Consider the following 22,986-nt stretch of genomic DNA (forward strand, 5'->3'; position numbering starts at 1 on the left):
GCTCAGGAACGCCTCAGTTTCGCGAGATCAGTGCTCGTGGGGCTCGAGCACGAAGATCGCGATCTGCCGGTCGGTGCGCTTCTGATAGTCGTCGTAGTCGGGCCAGACCGCCGCGGCCCGCTCCCACCATTCGACGCGCTCGTCGCCGGCCAGCTCGCGGGCGATGTAGTCCTGCTTCGCATCGGCGTCCTGCAGCTCGACGTGAGGCTGCCGGCGCATGTTCTCGGCCCACTTGGGCTCGTCGGGTGCGCCGCCCTTGGACGCGACGACGGCGTAGCGCCCGTCGTGCTCGACGCGCATGAGCGCGGTCTTGCGCAGGGCCCCGGACTTGGCGCCGACCGTGGTCAGCACGATGATCGGCACGCCGCGCAGGGTGTTCGCCTTCTCGCCGTTCGACGCTTCGAACACCTCGGCCTGCTTGCGGGCCCAATCGGACGTGGACGGTATGTACTCTCCGGTCAGCGGCATTCCACCAGCGTAAAGCCGCGGCGACACCCGCCGGGTCGCGGGACCCCTATGGTCGAGTCATGCCCAACCTCAGAGTCGAACTCCTTCCCGGACGCACCGTCGACCAGCGACGCCGCTTCGCCGAACTGGTGACCGATGCCGCCGTCGAGGCGCTCGGCGCCCGCCGGCAGGACGTGCGCATCATGTTCGAGGAGGTCGCCGCCGACTTCGTCGCGAACGGCGGCGTCCTCGCCAGCGAAGACGCCGACCGCGCGGGCCAGGTGGCAAGATTCGGCGGTTCCGCCGCCGACTGAAACGACAAGGGACGGATGCTGCAGCCCCGGGCTGCAGCATCCGTCCCTTGGTGAAGCGCCTTACAGGCTCTCGATGATCTCGCGCATGAGGGCGGCGGTCTCGGACGGCGTCTTGCCGACCTTGACGCCGGCGGCCTCGAGGGCCTCCTTCTTCGCCTGCGCGGTGCCCGCCGAACCCGACACGATGGCGCCGGCGTGGCCCATGGTCTTGCCCTCGGGAGCGGTGAAGCCCGCGACGTAGCCGACGACCGGCTTGGTCACGTTGGCCTTGATGAAGTCGGCGGCGCGCTCTTCGGCGTCGCCGCCGATCTCGCCGATCATGACGATCGCCTTGGTCTCGGGGTCGGCCTCGAACGCGGCGAGCGCGTCGATGTGCGTGGTGCCGATGATCGGGTCGCCGCCGATGCCGATGGCCGTCGAGAACCCGATCTCGCGCAGCTCGTACATCATCTGGTAGGTCAGGGTGCCCGACTTCGACACGAGGCCGATCGGGCCCTTGCCGGTGATATTGGCGGGCGTGATGCCGACCAGCGACTCGCCGGGCGTGATGATGCCGGGGCAGTTCGGGCCGATGATGCGGGTCTTGTTCCCCTTCGACTGCGCGTATGCCCACGCCTCGGCGGTGTCGCCGACGGGCACGCCCTCGGTGATCACGACGAGGAGGGGGATCTCGGCGTCGATGGCCTCGACCATGGCGCTCTTGGTGAAGGCGGGCGGCACGAAGGCGATCGAGACGTCGGCGCCGGTGGCGTCGATGGCCTCCTGCACCGAGGCGAAGACGGGGAGCTCGACGGGGTTGCCGTCGGCGTCGGTGTGCAGCACCGTGGTGCCCGCCTTGCGGGCATTCACGCCGCCGACGACCTGGGTGCCGGCCTTGAGCATGAGCGCGGTGTGCTTGGTGCCCTCGCCGCCGGTGATGCCCTGGACGATGACCTTGGAGTCCTTGTCAAGAAAGATCGACATTGTTGTTCGGTTCCTCTGTCAGATGTCTGCGGTTCAGGCGTTGGCGAGCTCGGCGGCCTTGTCGGCGCCCTCGTCCATCGTCTCGGCCAGGGTCACGAGCGGGTGGTTGGCGTCGCGCAGGATTGCGCGGCCCTCCTCGACCTTGTTGCCGTCCAGGCGCACGACCAGCGGCTTCGAGGCGGACGAGCCGAGCTCGGCGAGCGCGCCGACGATGCCCTTGGCGACCGCGTCGCACGCGGTGATGCCGCCGAACACGTTGACGAACACGGACTTCACCTGCGGGTCGCCCAGGATCACGTCCAGGCCCGCGGCCATGACCTCGGCCGAGGCGCCGCCGCCGATGTCGAGGAAGTTGGCGGGCTTCACGCCGCCGTGATTCTCGCCGGCGTAGGCGACGACGTCGAGCGTCGACATCACGAGCCCCGCGCCGTTGCCGATCACGCCGACCTCGCCGTCGAGCTTGACGTAGTTGAGGTCATTGGCCTTGGCCTTCGCCTCGAGCGGGTCGGCGGCGTCCTTGTCTTCGAGGAGCGCATGCCCGGCGTGACGGAAGTCGGCGTTCTCGTCGAGCGAGACCTTGCCGTCGAGGGCGATGATGTCGCCCTCCTCGGTGAGCACGAGCGGGTTGACCTCGACGAGCGTCGCGTCCTCACCCTTGTAGACGCTGTAGAGCTTGACGAAGACGTCGCTCACCTTGTCGACCAGGTCGGCGGAGAAGCCGGCTGCCTCGGCGATCTCGACGGCCTTCGCCTTGTCGATGCCCGTGCCCGGGTTGACGTCGATGCGCGCGAGCGCCTCGGGGCGCTCGACGGCGAGCTCCTCGATCTCCATGCCGCCCTCGACCGACGCGAGCGACAGGTAGGAGCGGTTGGCGCGGTCCAGCAGCACCGAGAAGTAGTACTCCTTGTCGATGCGCGCACCCTGCGCGACCATGACGCGCTTGACGACGTGGCCCTTGATGTCGAGGCCGAGGATGGCCTTCGCGGCCTCGTAGGCCTCATCGGGGGTCTTCGCGACCTTCACGCCGCCGGCCTTGCCGCGACCGCCGGTCTTGACCTGGGCCTTGACGACGACGACACCGCCGATCTTCTCGGCTGCGGCACGCACCTCCTCCGGCGTGTCCGCGACGATGCCGGCGAGCACCGGCACCTCGTACTTCTCGAAAAGGTCTCGTGCCTGGTACTCGTACAGATCCACAGTGATTTCCTTCGCAGGTGGCGAATGGGGGTGGGGACGACGCTCAAAAGCGTCTCGACGTCGAGATATCGACCAGTCCCCCAGCCTACTACCGGTCGATGTCCGGTTCTGACCGCAGCGACGCGCCGGGGTCGTCGTCGAGTTCCTCGCCCGGCACGCGCGGCAGACGGGACAGGTCCCGGAGCGCGGGCCCTTCGATGCGGCATCCGTCCGCCGTGAACCGCGAAGCGTGCAGCGGGCAATCCCACGTGAGTTCGGCGTCGTTCCACCGCAGCACGCCGCCGAGATGGGTGCAGACGGCACTCACCGCGCATGTGCGTCCCTCGACCGTGGAGATTCCCACGGGCTGACCGCCTCGGCTGGCGACCACGCCCTCCCCCTCGGCCGGCCGGCGGACGGGAGTCGGCACGGCCTGCGCGCCGATCCATCCCGATGCCGCCTCCCACCCGATGCGCAGGTTCTGCACGCCGCCGCGAGCGAGGTCGGCGGGCACCGTGAACCGCGTGGCGATCACGTTCATCCAGTCCGGGCGCTCGCGCCGTGGCACCCGCGTGATCTCCGCCGTCAGCCGCAGCGCCGCGGCCGGCGCGTTCGAGAGACCCCACTTCGAATAGCCGGTGGCGAACCGGATGCGCCCGAGCCCGCGCGGCATCGCGCCGACGAAGGGAATGAGGTCGTGCGACTCGTAGTCCTGCGCCGACCACGACGCCACCGGCTCCGCGCCGGGGAAGTGATGCTGCGTCCACGCCACGAGCCCGTTCACCGCGGCCAGAGGGGACGCAGAACGCCCCACCGGGAAGCCGTTGCCGCCGACGACGAGCTGCGCCGCGTGTGCCGGGCCGTCGTCCGCGGTGATCGATCGCACCGACTTCGTCTCGCCGTCGACCGCCAGGTAAAGCCCCTCGAGGAGGGGTCCTTCCGTCGCAAACGCGACGCCCGAGGAGCGCAGTCCCCGCACTTTGGCGAAATACAGCCCCCGGTCGGTGATGGGTGTCGCGGTCGCAAGCACGACGTGGTCCGCGGCGACGAATCCCGCCTCGGTCTCGACACCCGCGCGCGGCACGGCGTGCACCCTGGTCACGCGCACTCCGGTGTGCAGCGTCCCGCCCTCGCGCAGCAGCGCGTGAGTGAGGGCCACGAGCAGTCGCTGCGGATCGATCGCGACCTGACGATCGAGCGCCACCGCGTCGACCATGTCGAACGGCGACTGGGCGAGCAGGTCGGGCTCGACGCGCCGCACCGGCAGTCCCGCCTCGGTGGCGGCGTTCAGCTCGGCCTCGATGACCGCGACCCCCGCGGGCGTCTGCGCATAGGAGTAGGCAGTGCGGTGCGAATACGACACACGGAGCTCATCGGCGATGCTGGTGAGCCACTGCGCGCCGTCGATGTTGGACTCGACGTAGGCGCGCACAAGGTTCGCCGGGTGGTGGCGGCGCAGCGCCGACAGGACGGAGCCCTGCAGCAGCGTCAGCTTGCCGGTGTTCGCGCCCGATGCGAGGCCGCCCACCTCGTCCGCCTCCACCACGGCGACGTCCATGCCCTGACGGGTCAGCAGCAGCGCGGTCGACAGGCCGGTCAGACCGGCGCCGACGACCACGACGTCGCGTCTCCGGCCTGGCTCGAACGGCGTACCCGCGACGCTCTCGGCATCCTGCTTCCAGATCGGCGTCATCGGCGTCATGGCCCTATAGAAGACCTCCGCATCCGCTGTGTCGACCCCGTTGACGCCACGGGACCCGCAGCGGGCGTGGCGCGCGCCGGCATGCCGTGCTCACGGCGGTGCGCGCACTAGGCTCTCCCCGAGATGTCCGACACCGCTGCCGCCTCCGCCGCTCAGGCCGCCTCCCGCGCGGCCGTGGTCGCCGCCGCGCTCGAGCTCTTCGCCGAGCAGGGGTTCGACCAGACCTCGGTGGAGCAGATCGCGCAGGCCGCCGGGGTGTCGCGTTCCACCTTCTTCCGGCAGTTCGGCGGCAAGGACGACGTCGTCTTCACCGACCACGAGCTGCTCCTCGAGCGCCTGCGCGAGTTCCTGGCGCAGCCGCATCGCGATCCGTGGGCGGCCGTGTGCGAGGCATCCGTCTTCGTCTATGCGCACTTCGCGGCCGATCCCGAACTCGCACGGCGACGCTATGCGGTCGTGCGCGGCGTGCCGGCGCTGCGCGATCGCGAGATCGTGACGGTGTTCCGGTACGAGCGGCTCTTCGACGAGTACCTGCGCGCGTCGCTGCCGGGCCTCGACCCGCTGGACGCCGTCGGGTTCTCGGCGCTCATCACGGCGATCCACAACCACGTGCTGCGCCGGCTCATCCGCGGCCCGAAGAAGGTGCCGGTCTCGGTGCTGCGCACGGCGCTCGACGATGCCCGCCGTCGTTTCGGCGTCCTTCCGGACGGCGAGAAGGATCCGGCCGGCGACCAGGTGGTCGTCGCGGTGTTCCCCCGGTCCATGCCGACCGCGGAAGTGGCCCGTCGACTGCGCGAGCGACTCGACGACTGACTCCGGCGGCGCGCCGACCGGATTCGGTGTCGCAGTGCGACGCCGCGGCGCTATGTTCGAGCCATGAGCACCGTGGACACGTCGCCGGACACGGCGGGCAAAGCCCTCTGGTATACACAGGATCCCGATGCCGTGGTCGCCGCCCTGCGCAGCGACCGCGACCGCGGCCTGACCGCCGCCGACGCCGCCCAGCGGCTCGCCGCGCACGGCCCGAACTCGATCGCCGCCGAGAAGCCGCCGTCGACGTGGCAGGTCGCTCTGCAGCAGCTCGCGGATCCGATGAACGTCATGCTGGTCGCCGTCGCGATCATCAGCCTCTTCATCAACCAGGTGAGCGTCGGCATCCTCGTGGGCGCGCTCGTCGTGCTGAACATCGTCCTCGGCACGCGGCAGGAGATGAAGGCGAAGGCATCCGTCGACGCCCTCGCCAAGATGCAGATCCCGCAGGCGAAGGTCGTCCGCGACGGGTCGCTCCTGCAAGTCGATGCCACGACCCTCGTGCCGGGCGACGTGGTAGCCCTCGAGGCCGGCGACATCGTGCCTGCCGATGGGCGCATCGTACGCTCGGCGACGCTCGAGACGCAGGAGGCGGCGCTCACCGGGGAGAGCGCGCCGATCCCGAAGGACGCCGGCACCCTCAGCGACCCCGAGACGACCCTGGGCGACCGCACGAACATGGTGTTCCAGAACACCCAGGTGACCCGCGGCACGGCGTCGGTGGTCATCACCGACACGGGCATGCAGACGCAGATGGGCCAGATCGCGTCGATGCTCTCGGCGGTCAAGCCCGCCAAGTCCCCGCTGCAGCGCGAGCTGGACTCGCTCACGGGCGTGCTCGGGTGGATCGCGTGGGGCGCGGTCGCGATCATCATCATCACCGGGCTGCTGCGCGGCCAGGAGATCACATCGGTGATCCTCCTCGGCATCTCGATGGCGATCTCGGCGATCCCGACGGGCATGCCCTCGTTCGTGCAGGCGATGCTCTCGTACGGCTCGCGCCAGCTCGCCGAGCACAAGGCCGTCGTCAAGAACCTGACGGACGTCGAGACGCTCGGTGCGACGAGCGCCATCAACTCCGACAAGACCGGCACGCTCACGATGAACGAGATGACGGTCGAGTCGCTGTACTACCGCGGCGAGTGGTTCACCGTCGCGGGCTCGGGGTACGAGAAGTCGGGCGAGGTGCGCCACGTCGCGGGCCTGCCGGTCCCCCAGTTCAACCAGCTCGCGCTCGGACTCACGCTCTGCAGCGACGCGACGGTGTCCGACGACGGTGCGGTGATCGGCGACCCCACGGAGGCCGCGCTCGTCGTGCTCGCCGCGAAGCTCGGCGCCGACGCGGAGCTGACGCGGGCGAAGTTCCCGCGCATCGCCGAGGTGCCGTTCGACTCGGCGTACAAGTTCATGGGCACGTTCCACGAGATCCCTGTGGAGGGCGTCGAGACCCTCGTCGGCTACGTCAAGGGCGGACCCGATGTCGTGCTCGACCGCTGCAGCTCGGTCGCGACGATGGAGGGCGTCGTGCCCATCGCCGACCGCCGTGACGCGATCCTCGAGGCGAATCGCTCGCTCTCCGAGCAGGGCCTGCGCGTCCTCGCGTTCGCGTTCCGCCGATTCGCGCCTGACGCGCCGGTGGCCGACGACCCCATGGCGGCCGTCTCCGACCTCACGTTCGTCGGTCTCGTCGGCATCATCGACCCGCTGCGGCCCTCCTCGAAGGAGGCCGTCCGCATCGCGCGCGAGGCGGGCATCGAAGTCCGCATGATCACGGGCGACCACGCGATCACGGCCGCGGCGATCGGCGCGAAGCTCGGGCTGGGTGACGGCGCGGCGAGCGGTGCCGAGATCCAGGCGATGAGCGACGAGGATCTGAAGGCGGCGCTCCCGCGCCTGCACATGTTCGGCCGCGTCACCCCCGAGGACAAGCTGCGTCTGGCCCGCCTCATGCAGGAGGAGGGTGCGGTCGTCGCGATGACCGGCGACGCGGTGAACGACGCCGCCGCGCTCAAGCAGGCCGACATCGGCGTCGCGATGGGCTCCGGCAGCGACGTCACGAAGCAGGCGGGGAAGATGATCCTCGTCGACGACAACTTCGGCACGCTCGTGACGGCCGTCCGGCTCGGCCGATCGATCTACGAGAAGATCGTCAGCTACGTCCGCTTCCAGATGTCGCAGCTGTTCTCGCTCGTGCTGCTGTTCCTCGTCGCGAGCATCTTCGACATCAACAACGGTGTACCGCTCACGCCGATCATGGTGCTGTTCCTCAACTTCTTCATCGCCATCTTCCCGGTCATCGTGATCCTCCTCGATCCGGTGCCGGACGGCATCATGCTGAAGCCGCCGCGCGACCCGAAGAAGACGATCGCCAACCCGGCGGCGGTGACGCTCTGGTTCGTCTACGGCGGTCTGATCTTCATCACGACGCTCGTCCCGCTGCTGCTGTACCCCGACCTGCTCAGCTCGACCGTGCCCAACGTGCCGGTCACGATGGCGTTCGTGGTCTGCGCGCTCGGCTCGATCTTCGGCGGACTCGTCATGCGCCGCGACCCCGAGTCGGGTCTCGCCGCACCGATCATCGACGCGGTGAAGTGGCTGTCGATCCCGCTGGCCCTCACCGTCGTCGCGGTCGAGCTGCCTTTCATGCAGCGCCTCGTCGGCACGATCGGCCTCTCGGGCAACGAGTGGCTCACCGCGCTCGGCCTGGCCCTTCTCGTGCCGGTGCTGATCGAGCTCGAGAAGTGGGTCCGCCGCGCGAGGCTCCGCCGCCGCGCCGCGCAGGCCTGACACGGACGCAGAGAACGCGCGCCACCCGCATGGGGGGCGCGCGTTCTCCGTTCGGGGTACGGTCGCACGACGAGGAGGTCGCATGAGGATCACCGGAGCAGTGCTCGAAGTCTCGGGCGCCGAGCCCCCGTTCGCACAGACGCACCCGTTCACGGTGGGCGAGCTCGAGCTGGACCCACCCGGCCCCGGCGAGCTGCTCGTGCGGATCGAAGCCGCGGGGGTGTGCCACTCCGACCTCAGTGTCGTCGACGGCAACCGCGTGCGACCGGTGCCGATGCTGCTGGGCCACGAGGCCGCCGGCATCGTCGAGCGGCTGGGCGACGATGACGGCGATCTCGCCGTCGGCGATCGCGTGGTCATGACGTTCCTTCCCCGCTGCGGCGAGTGCGACGGATGCCTCACCGACGGGCGCCTGCCGTGCACGCCGGGTTCGGCGGCCAATGCCGCGGGCACGCTGCTCGGTGGCGGCATCCGCCTGCATCGCCCTCGCGGTGGCGGGCGGCAGGACGTGCATCACCACCTCGGCGTCTCGGCGTTCGCCACTCACGCCGTGCTGAGCCGCGCGTCGGTCGTGCCGGTCGACGCCGATGTGCCGGCGGAGATCGCGGCGCTGCTCGGCTGCGCGGTGCTCACCGGCGGCGGTGCGGTGGTCAACGCCGGTCGCCCCGCACCAGGCGACCGGGTCGTCGTGGTCGGGCTCGGCGGTGTCGGCATGGCTGCGCTCCTGGTCGCCGTCGCCCTCGGGCACGAGGCCATCGGGGTCGACACGGTGCCCTCGAAGCTCGCCGCCGCGCTGGAGTGCGGGGCGAGCGGGGCGCTGACTCCCGCGGAGGCCGTGGACCGCGGCATCCGTGCCCCCGTCGTCGTGGAGGCGGCCGGCGCCGCGCGCGCGTTCGAGACCGCCCTCGCCCTGACCGCGCCCGGCGGCACCACGGTGACGGTAGGGCTGCCGGCGCCCGACGCGCGCGCGAGCGTGTCTCCGCTGCTGCTGACCGCCGAAGCGCGGACCATCGTGGGCAGCTACCTCGGCTCGGCAGTGCCGAGCCGCGACATCCCCCGCTACGTCGAGCTGTGGCGGGCGGGACGCCTCCCGCTCGAGCGGCTCGTCTCGTCCCGCATCGGCCTCGACGACCTCGACGCGGCCATGGACCGGCTCGCCGCGGGCGGCGAGCTGCGCCAGCTGATTACGTTCTGACCGCACGGCGCAGGGGCCGTGGGCGCGTCGGAGGTGCGCCGTAGGCTCGGGGCGTGGCCACCCTCGACGATCTGCGCGGCACCGCGGCCGTGCTCCCCGGGAGCGAGGAGCGCGCGATGACGGGCGGCGCCGCCTGGTTCGTGCGCAACAAGCTCTACGCCTGGGAGTGCCATCCCTGGCCGAGCATCCCCGACGACATGCGGGCCATCATCGCGTCCGAGCTGGTCGTCGGGGTCAAAGTCGCCGACCCGATCGACGCCCTCGCCCTCGTCGAGATGGAACCCGACGTGTTCCTGCGCACGACCACGCCGTGGGGCGAGCCGAAGATCGCGTTCCGCATGGCCGGCATCGACGAGGACCACCTCGCCGAGCTGGTCACCGAGGCGTGGCGCGTGCAGGCTCCGAAGTACCTGCGACGCGAGTTCGACGAGCAGGCAGGCTAGGGCAGCGGGTCGTCGCCGCGCCCCCACGCGATGGCGATCAGCCGCCGCAGGACGCCGAGATCGATGTCGTCGAGCTTCTTGACGTACACGCAGCCCGCACCTTCGGTGTACTTTCCGAGCTCCGGCAGCAGTTCGGCTCCATCGGGCAGGTCCTTCAGCCCGTAGAGCGAGAGCTGCGCCTTGCGCGGCGAGAACGCGGTCTTCGGCCACTGGCCCTGCCGCTTGGGGTCGGACGGAGACACGTACCGATAGCTGCCGTAGCCGACCATCGACGGACCCCACATCACGGGCTCGGCCCCGGTCACCTCGCGAAAGATCTCCGCCAGGGCCAGTCCGTCGTCGCGCCGTCGCTGCGGCGTCGCCGCCTCGAGAAACGCCGCCACATCCGCGTCGGTCGCCTGGGTCTTGATCTCGCTCACGCCGCCATTATGGCGGCCGAGGCCGACACGGGACCAGAGGCCGTCAGCGGCCGGCCGGCGATCCGCTCAGCTGGTCCAGCACTTCGAATCGCGCATCCGAGCCGGAGTACTCGGTGATGCGCCCGCTGACCACCCGGTACATCGCGAACTCGGCCACGTTGACGTGCCGGCAGGTGGGCGCGACGCCACGGAACGCCCCGACCTGAGTGCCGCTGCCGCGCACGTGGGCGGCGAGGCGGTCGTCTTCGGCGACGAGCTGGATGCGCCGCCACCGCCAGTCCGGGAACGCGTCGAACAGGTCCGCCAGGTCGTCGATCCAGGCGTCCGCGCCCGCCGGCAGGTGGGCTCGGCGCACCGAGGGATCGAGGAACGACCGGATCGCATCGAGGTCGTGGCGGTTGCACGCGTCGAGGAAGTCGGCGTACCACTCGCGCATCTCCCACGGCTCCACCTCCTCATTATCCGGGCGGCCGGACCGGCCCTGGTCCCTCCGCGCCCGTGGCGAGGTGCCCACTCACGGCCGAGATGGCCGGAGCGAAGAAGTAGCCGCCGCCGGTCGGCATCACCCACTCGCGGTCGAGGACGAACCTCTTCGCCTCGCCCGACGGTGTGCGCACGTCGAACGAGCGGCCGCGATCGCCGTGGACGTCGGCCTGGCCGATGACCGGGTCGTGCCCGCCGGCGTTGGGCTGGACGGCGGAGTTCGCCCACCGCCGGGTGACGAACTCGAACTGGTCCTCGATGGACGCCATGTGTGCGACGAACACGAGCCCGCGCTCGGCGGCGACCAGCTCCGGTGACGGAGCGGTGACGCCCGCGAGCACAGGTCCGTACGGAATGCCACGCCGCAGCATCAGCCGCAGCATCGTGTCGGCGGGGGCGCCGAAGTCGGTGCCGCTGTCGCGCGGGTTCACCTTGCGGATGTGCCCCGCCATCGGGCACACGTCGCCGAACACGTCGGCCCTCGCCTTCGGGTGCTCGTCGCCGCGGTAGCCGCCCTCGACGAGACGGCGAACCGGCGTCCACGCCTTCGTGTCGTCGTCGAACTGGAAGTGGTTGTGCGCGAACTCGTCACCGGCGAGGTCGAGGTCGTCTCTCTCCGGGGCGCGGGAGACCGGCGCACCGCTGGGCCAGCGGCCGACCATCAGCGAGGCGAAATGAACCGGATCGGTGCCGTACTCCGCGCTCGCGGCGGCCGCGAAGTCCCAGAACGCGGGCACGTCCTGCGCGAGGCGCCGGCAGACGAGGTACGAACCGAGGCGCGCCCAGTCGGGGAACAACCCATCGTCGGCCGCGGGCACGAGCGGATCGGCGGGGTCCTGCCGAGGCATCCCGAGCACGAACTGGCCCGGCCAGACGAGCGGCTGACCCGCCTTCCCGAAGAGGCGCGCGTGCGGGTCACGCGAATCGAGGTAGCGCGGGGCGAGCAGTTCGCCGTCGGCCGTCACGCCCCGCACACCGGGCTGCGAGACGCCGTCCTTGAAGCCGAAGTGCTCGTGGCCGCCGAGGTTGCCCGGAAGGTTCTCGCCCGCCTGAGCGAACAGCACCGAGACTCCGTTCCGGGCCCCCTCTTCGAGGATCACGGATGCCTCGGACTCGGCATCCGCGGCGGAGTCGGCGGCGACCGTGACGAGGAAGTCGGCCTCCGATTCATCGCCTCCGACCCGCCAGTGGGCCCGATGGCCGGTCCTCGTGGGGTCGGCCGGGTCACCGAGGTACGTCGAGCGCGCGGCGAGCCCCTGCCGGAACGCCTCGTCGCTCATCGCGTCCAGCGCCTCGTCGCCCAGGAGCTTCGCGACGGCCGGGCCCGAGAGTGCGAAGGCGACCCAGGTGGCGGATGTCGTGGGCTCGGTGGCGCCCGTCCGCAGCCGCTCCCGCCGGAACTCGCGACGGAAGTCGAGCACCTCCTGCATGCTGCTGAGGCGCGGTGCGAGCCACGTGAGCCAGGCGCGTGCGCCTTCGACGTCTTCGATCCGCAGGAACAGGAACCGCTGGTGGTCCTTGTTGAAGCCGGGGATGACGTTGCCCTGGATGTCGGCGATCGTCGCCGGATCGAACTGCGGCTCGCCGTCCGCAGGCGCGTCCGCCGAGAGCGCGCGTGCGACGGGCCCGGGCTCCGGCGCGGGCAGTTCGATGCCCGAAAGCCGCGGGACGCCGCCCGCCATGAGCCCCGCGAGCGCCTGTGCTCCCTCGCCGCTCATGCCGCTGCCCCGCTCACGACGTGCGCCGACATCGTGATGTGCTCGGCGATCTGCGCGCCGAACTCGATCGGTCGCCCGCCGATCCGGATGTCGCTCACCAGGAACCCCTCCCCTGCCGGCACTTCGTACGTCACCCGGAGGGCCGCGCCCCGCGCCCCGCGCTCGATCGTCCAGTAATCGCCGACCGGCGTGCCGTCGGGCTTCGTCCAGCCCGAGTCGTCCCAGCCGATCATGTAGAGCCCGGGCGGATCAGCCGTGGCGACCGACAGCCCCTGCCGCGACATCGCCCAGACGTCGAAGTTGATGCGGGCGTCGGCACCGGTCGCCCGCGAGTACGGCAGCGCGTCGTAGCCGTCGACGGCGTGCTGCGACGGCTCGCTCTCCTGCGAGACGCCGAGCAGATCGCCCATCGAGTTGATGGGCATGACGTAGTGGACGATGCCGTCGGTCGTGTTCCACCGGTTCCGGGGGTCGTACTCGCCGCCGTCGGGAAAGAGGTCTTCCTCCGCGACGGCCGGCGAGACGAGTCGCCGGTAGAGCGCGAGCACGGCGTCCGGGTGCACCGCTGCGAGCAGCATCCAATACTCCGGCGTCTCGGTGGTGAAGGTGACCCGCGCGATCCTGCCGTCGACCTTCTCGACGTGCCACTCGAGGTACTCGATCTGCACGTCGCGCGATTCCGCCGCCGCGTACGCGGCACGGCGATCGTCGCGATGCTTCATGAGCAACGGCCTCGAGAGCCCCGTCCAGGTGATCGCCCGCTCGCGATCGCGTCGCACGGGATGCAGCACCGGGTTCACGTACGCGCCGCGCCCGCTCACCTCCGTCGACGCGGCGATCAGCCCGCTCACGAGGTCGTGCCACTGATCGGGGAAGTCCGACCCCGGCCCCGCATCGTCGAGGTGTGCGGGCGCCGAGAACCGGACCAGTTCCATGATCGAGAAGCTAGCAGCGCGGGCAGGCGGTGCGCACGCGGACATTCCGAACACCGCACATGACACTGAGTACTATTGTTCGTGGGATTCAGTTTCACGAGAATCCGATACCGCACCACCCGCACCCACCGCCAGGAGTCCGATCATGACCGACTTCCAGCCCCGCCCCGGCCAGCGCGTCGAGGGCTACGACGTCACCCGCCGGCGCGGCACCGACTACTACGCCGTGTTCGCCAACCTCCCCGCCGCCGATCGCGAGGTGTGGGAGCGCGCGCAGGCGTACGTCGACGAGGTGGGCACGCGCATGCAGGAGGCATGGGACACCGGCGAGTACCCGCTCGACATCGCGATGCGCGGCGGCGAGCTGGACCTCTTCAACGACGGCATCGTGCATCCGGCGCTCACCCGCTTCTCGCCGCTGGCTGCGGGGCTCGTGAACATGGAGATCTCGCGCGGCGACGGCTCGCTCGGCACGGTGCTCGCGGTGCAGGGCGGCCTCGCCCTCCGCACGCTGGCGCTGTTCGGCAGCGACGAGCAGCAGGCCCGGTGGCTGGTGCCGGTCGCACGCGGCGAGGTCGCAGCATCCTTCGCCCTCACCGAGCCCGACCACGGATCGGACTCGGTGTCCCTCGAGACCGTGGCCCGCCGGGACGCCGCGACGCAGGAGTGGGTGATCGACGGCGCGAAGAAGTGGATCGGCAACGGTGCCTCGGGCGGCATCACGTTCGTCTGGGCGCGCGTCGAGGCGCTCGGCGACGAGCTCGACGGTGCAGTGCGCTGCTTCCTCGTCGAGCAGGACACCCCGGGGTACACGGGCACCGTGATCTCCGGCAAGGCGTCGCTGCGCGGCATCCATCAGGCGCATATCGTGCTCGACGGCGTGCGCGTGGCGTCCGATGCGGTGCTGCCGGGCACGAAGAGCTTCAAGGATGCCTCGACCGTGCTGTACTCGACCCGGTCGGGTGTCGCGTGGTCGGCGCTGGGCCACGCGACGGCCTGCTACGAGGCGGCGCTCGCGTACTCGCAGCAGCGCATCCAGTTCGGCAAGCCCCTCGCGAAGTTCCAGATGGTCCAGGAGCGCCTCGCGAACATGCTCGAGGAGCTCACGGCGATGCAGCTGTACTGCCGGTGGATGGCCGATCTCGAGGAGCGCGGCGAGCTGCGGCCGACGCAGGCCTCGCTCGCGAAGTACCACAACACCCGCGCCGCGCGCCGGATCGCGTCGACCGCCCGCGACATGCTCGGCGGAAACGGCATCCTGCTCGAGAACGGCGTCATGCAGCACCTGGCCGACATCGAGGCGATCCACACCTACGAGGGCACCGAGAGCATCCAGGCGCTGCTCATCGGCCGCGACATCACGGGCATGAGCGCATTCGCCTAGCTCGTGGCGGCACTCCGGCGCAACCCGCGCGGGTTCGCCCCGGCGCCCCCTACCCTCGGCACATGGGACTGTTCCGCAACGACCCGCAGCGCGTGGTCCTCGATTCGCACGATGTCGAGCCGAAGGCCACCCGTGCGCCGTGGAGCCTGTGGGCCGACGGATTCGGCAGGCTCGGCATCCGGGCGATCCAGATCATCGTCGTGGTGGCGGTGGTCGCGGGGATCGTCTTCACGATCCAGTCGCTGACGCTCGTGACCATCCCCCTCGTGATCGCGCTCATCCTCGCCTGCGCCTTCCACCCGGTGATGAGCTGGATGCGGCGCCGCGGCGTCCCCTCGATCATCGCGACGCTGATCACGATGATCGCGATCGTGGTGCTGCTGGGCCTCCTCGGCTGGCTCATCGCGTGGGCGGTGCAGAACCAGTGGGAGGACCTGTACGCCCAGGCCGAAGACGGATTCCAGAGCCTCCTCGCCTGGGTGCAGACGCTGCCGTTCGACTTCCTGCAGCCGGACCAGATCGACGAGTGGGTCGCCACGCTCACCGACTTCGTCACGAGCGCCCAGTTCGGCTCCGGCGCCCTCGCCGGGGTGAGCGCCGTCGCCAACTTCGTCACCGGGCTCGTGCTGATGGTGACGATCCTGTTCTTCTTCCTCAAGGACGGGCCCCAGATGTGGGAGTTCCTGCTGCGGCCGTTCCACGGCGCGGACTACCTGCGTGCGCGGCGCATCGGCGACAAGACCACGACTGTGCTCGGCTCCTACGTGCGCGGCACCGCGACGGTCGCGGCGGTCGATGCGATCGGCATCCTGATCGGTCTGCTCATCCTCCAGGTGCCGCTCGCGATCCCGCTCTCGGTGCTGGTCTTCCTGCTCGCGTTCATCCCGATCGTGGGTGCCACGCTCGCCGGCATCATCGCCGCGCTCGTCGCACTCGTCGCCAACGGCTGGGTGAACGCCCTCCTCGTGGTCGGAGTGGTGGTGCTGGTCAACCAGCTCGAGGGCAACTTCCTGCAGCCCGTGCTGATGGGCCGGTCGATGAAGCTGCACGCCTTCGTGATCCTCGTCGCGTTGACCGTGGGCACGGTGCTCGGCGGCATCGTCGGCGCGGTGCTCGCGGTGCCGATCGCCGCGGCCGCGTGGGGCATCGTGCAGGTCTGGGACGGGCCCGATCTGCCGGCACGGTGGGCGCGGCCGAAGCATCCCGTCGCCGACTGACGCCGGGCGGGAGAGGCGAGGACCGGACGAGCGCACCTCGGGCACCGGCGTCGCACTAAGGCACCCGATGCGGCATCTAAGGTACCCACAGCCGTCAAGACAAGGCGATCGCCCGATGAGGGGAACCCACCTCAGCGAGGAAAGTCGTACCTGTCAGCACAACCGGAACCGATTCCGACGGTTCCGCCGCAGACAGGAGAGACCCATGAACGACACGACGTACACCGGCTACATCCTCGACCAGCACCGCGCCGCCGACCTCGCTCGCCAGAACGAGCTGATGCGCGCCCACCGCGAGCGCGGGCAGTCGCCGGCTCGGCCTGCCGGGCTGCCGCTGGCGGCCTGGTTCCGCGGGGTTGTGCACCACGGTGCGGGTGCCACGGCCATCGCGGGCCACTGACCGGGAGTCGACAGATCTGAGGACGCGCATGCGACGAGGAGGGCATCTCCACGCGATGAGGGTCCGCCGGCACGGGGGAAGTGCCACGATATGACCATGCCCGCTCTTGCCTCGAGCCCGCGCATGGTCGGCCGGCACACCCAGCTCGCCGCCCTGCTCGAGGCGTACGACGACGGCGTGGGCGCAGTCCCGCGCACCGTCGTCGTGCGCGGCGAAGCGGGGGTCGGCAAGACGCGACTGGTGCAGGAGTTCCTCGCGCTCGTGACCGGCGACCCTCTCGGCGCGCGCCCCGACGACGCACCCGTCATCGCGTTCGGGCAGTGCGTCGACCTCGGACCCATCGGCGCCGCGTTCGGCCCGGTGCGTCGCGTGCTGCGCGACCTGCACGCCGCCGTCGGCACCGACGCGCTGCGCGAGGCCGCGGGCTCGGCCGCCGCGATCGCGAGCCTCGCCGCGCTGGTGCCCGGCATCGCGGACGAGTCTCCCGAGGCCGACGAGCCGGCGGGCGAGTTCGCCGAGGCCATCGAAGTGCTGCTCGAGCGTCTGTCGCAGCGCCGCCACGTGGTCGTCGTGCTCGAGGACCTGCAGTGGGCGGATGCCGCCACCATGGCCCTGCTCAAGACCCTGGCCAGCACGCTCCGAGGGCGGCACCTCACCATCGTCGCGACCTACCGCTCCGATGACATCGATCGCTTCCATCCCCTCCGCCCGCTGCTCGCCGAGCTCGACCGCACCCGCTCGGTCGTCCGCGTCGAGGTCACACCCCTCAGCCCCGACGAGGTCGCCGAGCAGGTCGCGCAGCTGGTCGGCGGCCGTGACCCCCGCTTCGTCGACGCCCTCGCGGAGCGCAGCGGCGGCATCCCGTTCCTCGTCGAGGAACTTGTCGACCTCGGCGACCGCGCGCTGCCCGACACGCTGCGGGAGCTTGTGCTCGCACGCTACGCGCGCCTCGGCGACGACGCGCAGCAGACGGTGCGGACGATGGCAGCCGGCGGCATGCACGTCGACGACGACGTGCTCGCGGCCGTGACGGCGCTCGACGAGGAGGCCCTCGACCACGCCGTGCGCGCAGCGATCGACACGCGCGTCATCCTCGCCGACGGCGCGGGCTACCGGTTCCGTCATGCCCTCACGCGCGAGGCTGTGGAGGGCGAGATGCTGCCCAGCGAGCGCGTACGCGTGCACCGCCGTTATGCCGAGCACCTGCGCGACCACGGCGGCGACTCCCCCGATGCGGCCTCCGCGGCCGCCGAGCACTGGCTCGCCGCCCGCGATCTCACCGCAGCGTTCGACGCGACCGTCGCAGCCCTCGAGCAGTCGAAGTCACGGTTCTCGCCGGCCACGTCGGCGAAGCTCGCCGAGCGTCTCACCGAGCTCTGGGGGCAGGTTCCGGATGCCGAGACGCGCGCCGGCACGACCCTCCCCGAGCTGCACCTCGCGGCCGCCCAATCCTGGCACGATCTCGGCGAGGCGGAGCGCTCGCTGCGATCGGCGAATGAGGGCCTCGCGGTGTGTCCCGACGACCCGATCACGCGCGCAGCGCTGCTGCGGCAGCGCTTCGTGCAGACGTACAACGCCGAGCACCGCGGCAGTGGCGAGGATCTCAAGAAGGCCGCCTCGCTTCTGGAAGGCATCGATGCGCCCCGGGCGCGCATCCTCCTGTCGCGCGTGCTCACCAACATCGCGCTCGAAGAGCACGGAGCGGATGCCGCCGAGCACGCCGCACGCGCGATCGCCCTGGCACAGGAGGCCGGCGACGACGCCGCGCTCGCCGTCGCGCTGACAGTGGAGGCGTGGCGCATCGCCGGCGACGAAGACGACGAAGTGCGAGCCCTGGCACCCCTTGAGCGCGCGGTGACGCTGCGCCTCGACCCGGCGATGCGCGCGTACGCGGGGTCCGCCCTCACCGGCATGCTCTTGCGCGTCGGACGGTTCGACGAGGCCGCCGTCGTCGGCGCGCAGCACTATGAGGACGTCGCCCGGGCCGGCATCGAGCGGGGGTCGGGTTCCGGGCTCGCGTACGCGCTCGGAGCCGCACTCTTCGCGACCGGGCGTCCCGAGGCCGCGCGACGATACGCGCAGCGTGCGCGGCGACTGATGAGGAATCCTCTGCACGGTGCGTCCATCGTCCGGATGCTGGCCTCGCACCTGACCTGGGACGACCGCGACGCCGAGCGAGCGGAGCTCCTCCTGGCTGAACGCGCCACGATCGAGGACTCGCGCCGACGGTTCCCCGACAAGCGGGGGTGGTGGGCGGTCGAGCGCGCGGAGGCGCTGCTCACGTTGCGCGGGGCGAGCGCGGAGTCGACGAGCGACGTGATCGCCGGCGTGCTCGCCGACCTCTTCGACATCGCCGATTCCGACACGGGCACGCACTCGGGGCGCCGCTATGCGGTGGTGACCGCGGCGCTTCTCACTCTCGCGCCCGACCGGCCGGTCGACGCGGAGCTCCGCAACCGGCTGGCCGCGACGATCGAGACGTGGCCGGATCACGCGGCAGCGGACGCGCACGCCGAGTTCGTGCGCGCCCTCCTCGTCGACGCCGACGGCGCCGGCCCCGAGCGCCGCATCGCCGCATGGCGGTCACTCGTCGACGGGCCGGCCGACGACCTCCTGGCGGTGTGGCACCGGCATCTCGCCCGCTGCCGTCTCGCCCTCGCCCTCCTCGACGCCGGCGAACGCGACGCGGCCGCCGCGCTGCTGGCGGAGGTCCGGGCCGCAGCGTCGGGCGATGGGGCGGCCCGGGTGGGCCGCTGGGCCGCCGAGCTCACGGCGCGTGCCCGGCTCGCGCCCGCCGCGGAGGCCGAACAGGTGAGCGAGGACGGCGTGATCGCGAGGCTCACCCCGCGCGAGCTCCAGGTGCTCGAGCTGGTGGCCGAGGGCCTCACCAACCCGCAGATCGGGCAGCGCCTGTTCATCAGCCCGAAGACCGCGTCGGTGCACGTGTCGGCGATCCTCGCCAAGATCGGGGCGGCCAACCGCGCCGAGGCGGCCGCGCTCTACGCCGCGTCGGCGTCTGCCTCGACGTCGGCCTGAACCCGCGTCTGCGTCGGCCCGACCTCGGCGTGGACGCCGGGCCGCAGCATCCATCCCCGCGGATGCGGGCCGGGGTGTCGGGTGTCGGCGGGGAACGGCAGGATGAGACGCATGCCGTACGAGATCCCTGCGCCGATGCTCGCGAAGTCCGTCCCCGACGTTCCCGAACCGGCGAAGGTGACGGGTGGGCTGAGCTACGAGCCGAAATGGGACGGGTTCCGCGCTCTCATCTCGTGGGACGGCGAGAACGTCGAGATCGGGTCGCGCGGCGCGAAGCCGCTGACGAGGTACTTCCCCGAGCTCGTCGAGGCGTTCGCGCGGCTCCTGCCCGAGCCGTGCCTGCTCGATGGCGAGATCGTCGTGCCGGTCGACCGCGACGGGCGACGCCGGCTCGACTGGGAGTCGCTGTCGCAGCGCATCCACCCCGCTGCCTCACGCGTGAACATGCTCGCCGAGACGACCCCGGCGATGTTCATCGCGTTCGACCTGCTGGCCGTCGGCGACCGCGACCTCCAGGACGAACCGTTCGAGACGCGGCGGCAGACGCTCGTCGATCTGCTGCGTGACGTGCCCGACCCCGTGCACGTCACGCGTACGACCGACGATCCCGATCTCGCCCGCCGCTGGCTCGCCGAGTTCGAGGGTGCCGGGCTCGACGGCGTGGTCGCGAAGCCGCTCGATCAGCCCTACGCCCCGGGCAAGCGCACGATGTTCAAGATCAAGCATGCGCGCACGGCCGATGTGGTGGCGCTGGGCTATCGCATCCACAAGTCCGGCGAGGGCGTCGGCTCGCTGCTCGTCGGCCTGTACGGCGAGGACGGCACGCTCTACCCCGTGGGCGGCGTGGCCGCCTGGAGCAACGCCCGCCGGCTCGAGCTCATCGACGAGCTCGCCCCGCTCGTCGAGCGCGACGCCGACGGCGAGGCGCTGCGCGGCGAGGGCGAGAAGTCGCGCTTCCAGGCGGGTCGGGCCGACTCGTCGTTCGTGCGGCTGCGCCCCGAGCGCGTGCTCGAGGTGCGCTACGACCAGCTCGAAGGCTGGCGCTTCCGCCACACCGTGCAGTTCGAGCGCTGGCGCCCCGACCGCGACCCGCGCTCGTGCACGTACGAGCAGCTCGAGGTGGTCGCCGCGTACGACTTGGCCGACGTCCTGGTCTGACGCCTTCGGCGGCGGACGGATGCTGCGGCCCGTGGTCTGTTCGCCCGCCCGGGGCGGGTGTACGGTGCGGTCAGGGTCACTGCTGACGGAGGCATCCCATGGCCCGCCTCGACCACCGGCGCACTCGCGGTCGTTACGGCACGCGGGTCGGGTCGATGTGCGTCGCGATCGTGGCGCTGCTGGTGTCGGGATGCTCGTCCCCGTCGTCGTCACTCCCCGAGCCGACGCCGCCGGCCGACGCGATCCGTGAGGACATCGACTCCGTCTTCGGCACCCTCTACGGCGAGGATGCGGTCCGCGCGGTGCTGGTGCAGCAACACGGCGAACTCGTGTACGAGCAGTACGAGGAATCGACCGCTGACGATACGTGGGACGTGCGCGGCGTCACCCGCGCGGTGACGTCGACCCTCGTCGGCATCGCGATCGACCGCGGACTCATCTCAGGCGTCGACGCCACCCTCGGTCAGCTGCTTCCCGACCATGCGGCCGCCCTCACGCCCGAAACGGCCGCGATCCAGCTGAAGTCCGTGCTCACGCACACGGCGAACTTCGCGCCGACGTCCGAAGAGCGCGACATCCGGGGAGGCCCCGCCGACCTGTACGCGCAGACGGACTGGGTCGCCTCGATCCTCGCGGACCGGGCGGCGCGCGGGCCGGGCGACGGTGTGTTCCTCTTCTCCGACATGGGCACGCACATCCTCGCCGCCGTCGTCGCCGAAGCGACCGGGATGTCGCCCTTCCGGTTCGCCGAGCAGACGCTGTTCGGTCCGCTCGGCATCGACACCGACCCCTGGTGGGAGGAGCGCTTCACGCCCGGCCAGCCCGAGGCGCTGCTCCAGGCCTACCAGGACGCGGAGGTCGCCTGGCCCGCCGACGCGCAGGGGGTGAACCTCGGCTACACGCACCTGCGGCTTCGCCCGATGGACCTGGTGCGCCTCGGCCAGCTCTTCCTCGACGAGGGCGTGTGGGACGGGGAGCAGGTGGTGTCGGCGACCTGGGCCGTCCAGGCGACCAGCCCTGTCGTCGCCACGAGCGGCTACGGCGACATCAGCTACGGCTACCAGTGGTGGATCGACCCCAGTCGCGACGTGTTCTACGTCCAGGGCGAGGGCGGAACGGCAGTCGTCGTCGATCCTGCCAGGGATGCCGTCGCGGTGATCGCCTCCGAGGTCACGATCGACGATGTGCGCGGGAACCACGGCTACGCGAGTGCGACCGCAGTGGGACTTGCGAGTCTGCTCCTCGCCAACCTGTCCGCCGACTCGGGGTGAGTTCCGCCCTCGGAGGCGCGTGCCGTCGCGCCACCCGCACGCTCAGGCGTCGTCTTTGGGCCAGTTCGCCTCATTCTTGCGGCTCGGCTGCACGCGCGGCGGCTCGCCGGGCATCTTGGGGAAGTCGGGCGGGAACGGCAGTTCGCCGAGCCCGTCGTCGAGGTCGCGCTGCCACCACTCCAGCAGCGTGTCGATGCGCCCCGGCTTCGCGAGCAGGTCCGCCCACGGGTCGCCGACGTCGGCCAGGCGCTGCGGAACCGTCCGTACCGTGAACGCGGACGGGTCGGTCCCGGCCTCCAGCTCCTCCCACGTGAGCGGCGTCGACACGGTCGCGTTCGGCAGCGCCCGCGGGCTGTAGGCGCCGGCCATCGTGCGGTCGCGGTTCGCCTGGTTGAAGTCGATGAAGATGCGCTCGCCGCGCTCCTCCTTCCACCAGTTCATCGTCACCTTGTCGGGGAGGCGCCGCTCGAGCTCGCGGCCGGCGGCGATGACCGCGTGCCGCACGTCGAGGAACTCCCACTCGGGTTCGATCGGGCAGAACACGTGGATGCCGCGATTGCCGCTGGTCTTGAGGAACGCCGTCAGACCCGCTTCGGCGAGGACGTCGCGCATCGCGGGGGCGACGGCGGCAGCATCCGTGAAATCCGTTCCCGGCTGCGGATCGAGGTCGATGCGCAGCTCGACGGGGTTGTCGGTGTTCGCCGTCAGCGACGCCCACGGGTGGAAGACGATCGTGTTCATCTGCACGGCCCAGACCGCCGCGGCGATCTCGGTGAGGATGATCTGCGGATGCCGCCGCCCGCTGTTGTACGTGACGGTCTGGGCTTCGACGAAGGCCGGCGCCCCCTTCGGCGGGTTCTTCGAGTAGAACCGCTCGCCGTCGACGCCCTCGGGAAACCGCTCGAGCGAGACGGGGCGGTCGCCGTTGGCGGCGAGGAAGGGCTCCTGCACCGCGATGAGGTACTCCGCGAGCTCGCGCTTCGTGATGCCGACCTCCGGCCAGATCACCCGGTCGGGATTCGAGATCCCCACCTCGCGATCGCCGTCGGGGCCGGGCACGGTGAGGGTGATCCGCGGGGACGCCATGGATCAGACGCTAGCGGGGAGCGCGACATTCGTCACCCGCTC

General features: G+C 71.0%; 20 protein-coding genes. 11 read left to right on the forward strand and 9 right to left on the reverse strand.

All coding sequences use genetic code 11. From position 1 onward, the window contains the following. Positions 1 to 27 precede the first annotated feature (27 nt). On the reverse strand, positions 28 to 468 hold the full coding sequence (locus ASF40_RS16110; RefSeq protein ID WP_056370842.1) for a nitroreductase family deazaflavin-dependent oxidoreductase: 441 nt from the start codon (positions 466 to 468) through the stop codon (positions 28 to 30). A 59-nt stretch (positions 469 to 527) separates the two neighbouring features. Between ASF40_RS16110 and ASF40_RS16115 the strand changes: the two genes are divergently transcribed. Beyond that, on the forward strand, positions 528 to 761 hold the full coding sequence (locus tag ASF40_RS16115) for a tautomerase family protein (RefSeq protein ID WP_056370844.1): 234 nt from the start codon (positions 528 to 530) through the stop codon (positions 759 to 761). A 60-nt stretch (positions 762 to 821) separates the two neighbouring features. Here the strand turns inward: ASF40_RS16115 and sucD are convergent, their stop codons facing one another. From sucD to ASF40_RS16130, 3 genes are all read right to left on the reverse strand, one after another. After that, on the reverse strand, positions 822 to 1,724 hold the full coding sequence (gene sucD, locus ASF40_RS16120) for a succinate--CoA ligase subunit alpha (protein ID WP_056370846.1): 903 nt from the start codon (positions 1,722 to 1,724) through the stop codon (positions 822 to 824). A gap of 33 nt (positions 1,725 to 1,757) precedes the next feature. Beyond that, positions 1,758 to 2,921 (reverse strand): ADP-forming succinate--CoA ligase subunit beta, encoded by a 1,164-nt coding sequence (gene sucC / locus ASF40_RS16125; protein WP_056370848.1) that lies wholly within the window; start codon positions 2,919 to 2,921, stop codon positions 1,758 to 1,760. An 88-nt stretch (positions 2,922 to 3,009) separates the two neighbouring features. Then, complete coding sequence (locus tag ASF40_RS16130; RefSeq protein ID WP_327037410.1) at positions 3,010 to 4,602, reverse strand: FAD-dependent oxidoreductase; 1,593 nt, start codon at positions 4,600 to 4,602, stop codon at positions 3,010 to 3,012. Between the two features lie 123 nt (positions 4,603 to 4,725). Between ASF40_RS16130 and ASF40_RS16135 the strand changes: the two genes are divergently transcribed. The 4 genes from ASF40_RS16135 (at position 4,726) to ASF40_RS16150 (ending at position 9,837) form a co-directional block, all read left to right on the forward strand. Continuing rightward, positions 4,726 to 5,415 carry a TetR family transcriptional regulator gene (locus ASF40_RS16135; RefSeq protein ID WP_056370850.1) on the forward strand — a complete coding sequence of 230 codons (690 nt, stop codon included), beginning with the start codon at positions 4,726 to 4,728 and terminating at the stop codon, positions 5,413 to 5,415. Positions 5,416 to 5,478: 63 nt separating this feature from the next. Beyond that, a complete protein-coding gene (locus ASF40_RS16140) occupies positions 5,479 to 8,199 on the forward strand; it encodes a cation-translocating P-type ATPase (RefSeq protein ID WP_056370852.1) in 2,721 nt (906 codons plus the stop codon). 82 nt (positions 8,200 to 8,281) lie between these two features. Continuing rightward, on the forward strand, positions 8,282 to 9,394 hold the full coding sequence (locus ASF40_RS16145) for an alcohol dehydrogenase catalytic domain-containing protein (RefSeq protein ID WP_056370855.1): 1,113 nt from the start codon (positions 8,282 to 8,284) through the stop codon (positions 9,392 to 9,394). A 53-nt stretch (positions 9,395 to 9,447) separates the two neighbouring features. Next, positions 9,448 to 9,837: an MmcQ/YjbR family DNA-binding protein gene (locus tag ASF40_RS16150; RefSeq protein ID WP_056370857.1), complete on the forward strand. Its 390-nt coding sequence runs from the start codon at positions 9,448 to 9,450 to the stop codon at positions 9,835 to 9,837. Here the strand turns inward: ASF40_RS16150 and ASF40_RS16155 are convergent. From ASF40_RS16155 to ASF40_RS16170, 4 genes are read right to left on the reverse strand one after another with little or no spacing between them, the layout of a single operon-like run. Continuing rightward, complete coding sequence (locus ASF40_RS16155) at positions 9,834 to 10,256, reverse strand: DUF1801 domain-containing protein (protein ID WP_056370859.1); 423 nt, start codon at positions 10,254 to 10,256, stop codon at positions 9,834 to 9,836. The genes ASF40_RS16150 and ASF40_RS16155 overlap by 4 nt on opposite strands. 43 nt (positions 10,257 to 10,299) lie before the next feature. Next, positions 10,300 to 10,707 (reverse strand): ester cyclase, encoded by a 408-nt coding sequence (locus ASF40_RS16160; protein ID WP_056370860.1) that lies wholly within the window; start codon positions 10,705 to 10,707, stop codon positions 10,300 to 10,302. A 7-nt stretch (positions 10,708 to 10,714) separates the two neighbouring features. Next, a complete protein-coding gene (locus tag ASF40_RS16165) occupies positions 10,715 to 12,457 on the reverse strand; it encodes a Dyp-type peroxidase (protein WP_056370862.1) in 1,743 nt (580 codons plus the stop codon). Continuing rightward, a complete protein-coding gene (locus ASF40_RS16170) occupies positions 12,454 to 13,392 on the reverse strand; it encodes a hypothetical protein (RefSeq protein ID WP_056370864.1) in 939 nt (312 codons plus the stop codon). The genes ASF40_RS16165 and ASF40_RS16170 overlap by 4 nt, the downstream gene beginning before the upstream one ends. Before the next feature lie 145 nt (positions 13,393 to 13,537). Here ASF40_RS16170 and ASF40_RS16175 point away from each other — a divergent pair, with 145 nt between their 5' ends. The 6 genes from ASF40_RS16175 to ASF40_RS16200 all read left to right on the forward strand — a co-directional run bounded on the left by ASF40_RS16175 (position 13,538) and on the right by ASF40_RS16200 (position 21,858). Continuing rightward, positions 13,538 to 14,776 carry an acyl-CoA dehydrogenase family protein gene (locus ASF40_RS16175; protein ID WP_056370867.1) on the forward strand — a complete coding sequence of 413 codons (1,239 nt, stop codon included), beginning with the start codon at positions 13,538 to 13,540 and terminating at the stop codon, positions 14,774 to 14,776. 62 nt (positions 14,777 to 14,838) lie between these two features. Then, positions 14,839 to 15,993: an AI-2E family transporter gene (locus ASF40_RS16180; protein ID WP_056370871.1), complete on the forward strand. Its 1,155-nt coding sequence runs from the start codon at positions 14,839 to 14,841 to the stop codon at positions 15,991 to 15,993. Positions 15,994 to 16,198: 205 nt separating this feature from the next. Then, entirely contained in the window at positions 16,199 to 16,393 is a 195-nt protein-coding gene (locus ASF40_RS16185; RefSeq protein ID WP_056370872.1) for a hypothetical protein, read from the forward strand. Positions 16,394 to 16,489: 96 nt separating this feature from the next. After that, on the forward strand, positions 16,490 to 19,429 hold the full coding sequence (locus ASF40_RS16190) for a helix-turn-helix transcriptional regulator (RefSeq protein WP_056370874.1): 2,940 nt from the start codon (positions 16,490 to 16,492) through the stop codon (positions 19,427 to 19,429). 111 nt (positions 19,430 to 19,540) lie between these two features. After that, a complete protein-coding gene (locus ASF40_RS16195) occupies positions 19,541 to 20,587 on the forward strand; it encodes an ATP-dependent DNA ligase (RefSeq protein WP_056370876.1) in 1,047 nt (348 codons plus the stop codon). Positions 20,588 to 20,685: 98 nt separating this feature from the next. Next, positions 20,686 to 21,858 carry a serine hydrolase domain-containing protein gene (locus tag ASF40_RS16200; protein WP_056370879.1) on the forward strand — a complete coding sequence of 391 codons (1,173 nt, stop codon included), beginning with the start codon at positions 20,686 to 20,688 and terminating at the stop codon, positions 21,856 to 21,858. A gap of 42 nt (positions 21,859 to 21,900) precedes the next feature. On the opposite strand, the gene ligD is transcribed toward ASF40_RS16200, so the two are convergent. Beyond that, positions 21,901 to 22,944 (reverse strand): non-homologous end-joining DNA ligase, encoded by a 1,044-nt coding sequence (gene ligD / locus ASF40_RS16205; RefSeq protein WP_056370881.1) that lies wholly within the window; start codon positions 22,942 to 22,944, stop codon positions 21,901 to 21,903. Between the last annotated feature and the right edge of the window lie 42 nt (positions 22,945 to 22,986).

The organism is Microbacterium sp. Leaf288 (assembly GCF_001422925.1).
In the GTDB taxonomy this organism is placed as follows: domain Bacteria; phylum Actinomycetota; class Actinomycetes; order Actinomycetales; family Microbacteriaceae; genus Microbacterium.